The sequence below is a fragment of the Paenisporosarcina sp. P5_A11 genome (assembly GCF_056400705.1).
In genome coordinates this window covers 1-1282 of record NZ_JBFUKT010000352.1, presented here as the reverse complement: position 1 = coordinate 1282, position 1282 = coordinate 1, and the positions used below count along the sequence as shown (strand labels likewise).

Genomic DNA, 1282 nt, shown 5'->3' with positions numbered 1-1282 from the left:
CTATAACTGCATTCAACAATCAAAAGAAAAAGCAATGTTATATATTTTATCGAGAGGAAAAAAATGCTTTAATGGTTGAGAATGCCAAAGATATAAGTTCAGAAGATATCATAAACAAAATAAAAGGATATGTGGATGTTTATGTAGTTGATGAAAGTTTCACCTGGACATATATCGTTACTCACGAAGACTCATTAGGTCCTTATTTTTATAAATTGAATGGAGAAAATTTCTCCTTGTTCAACTAACGGGTGCTTTAGTTTAAGATCATCGGGTTGATTAGATAGTTCTTTTTCTTATTGAACTAACGGGACAGGTTAGTTTAAGAAGGTTAACTTGCTGCTTGTGAAGAATATGTAAATTAAGGAAATGTAAGAGGAAGGGTGAGTACCTTGAAGAAAACAGTTGGTAGGACACTTGCTTTAACTACACTTTTACTGGGAGGAGCAATCTATTATTTCATAACAGTATCTCTCTACGAACCATCGGAAGATCTATTTGACTTCCCTGTTCCTAAAAATGCTGAATTAGTTCAAGAAAATATTTATGGGAAAAGTTATGATTGGTCACCGACATCTGAAGAAAATGGAATTCCATTTGGATATGAATTAGCCATTAAAGCGAATGGTTGGAAAAAGGGAGAAAGGGATGGTGCTTCAATTTATTATACAAAAGGGACTAATAAAATAGATTTGATATCATCTACGAAACATTTGAACATCCTAAAAGTGAATTGATTTGTAAGTATTGAAGCGTACTTTAGTTGAAGGTCCTCGTTCTGTTTAGGTAGCTTTTTACTTCTTTAACTAACGGGGCAGGTTAGTTGAACAAAAAGGTGAGAATTCATCTCTCTTTTATGTCGAATTTGATTCATATTGTGAAAGATTGAGGAGGGGTTATAATTGGCTAATAAATATTGTCCTATATGTGGAGAGGAAAACGAATGTATGACAGGAAGAGTAGAACACGGTAACTGCTGGTGTGATACAGAAGGCGTTTTTCCTAATGGAATCTTTGAGTTAGTTCCTACAGAGAGTATAAGGAAGAATTGTATATGTAAAAAATGTGTAAATAAATATAGGGACGAAGCGAAAATAAAGAAAAATATGTTGTAAACAATACGAAGAATTTATGCAATATAAGAAAATGTGCTTGTTTAACTAAGAGCTACTTTCGAGTGAATGAACCGAGGCATCAGTTTACTACTGTATGGTAAGGTTTAGCTATTTTTTGAGCTCTTCCTAATTTAATTATAGCATTTAAAAAATGGTTAATATAGACT

Annotated in this window: 3 protein-coding genes; all 3 read left to right on the top strand. The window is 32.8% G+C overall.

Annotated features, from left to right (window positions below; translation table 11 throughout):
• Window positions 1-248: DUF4275 family protein (locus AC1DOS_RS20180; protein WP_477538918.1), on the top strand; the 248-nt coding region annotated here is incomplete at its 5' end.
• Window positions 249-392: 144 nt separating this feature from the next.
• Window positions 393-737: a hypothetical protein gene (locus tag AC1DOS_RS20175; RefSeq protein ID WP_477538917.1), complete on the top strand. Its 345-nt coding sequence runs from the start codon at window positions 393-395 to the stop codon at window positions 735-737.
• A gap of 165 nt (window positions 738-902) precedes the next feature.
• A complete protein-coding gene (locus AC1DOS_RS20170) occupies window positions 903-1115 on the top strand; it encodes a cysteine-rich CWC family protein (protein WP_108587928.1) in 213 nt (70 codons plus the stop codon).
• Window positions 1116-1282 lie beyond the last annotated feature (167 nt).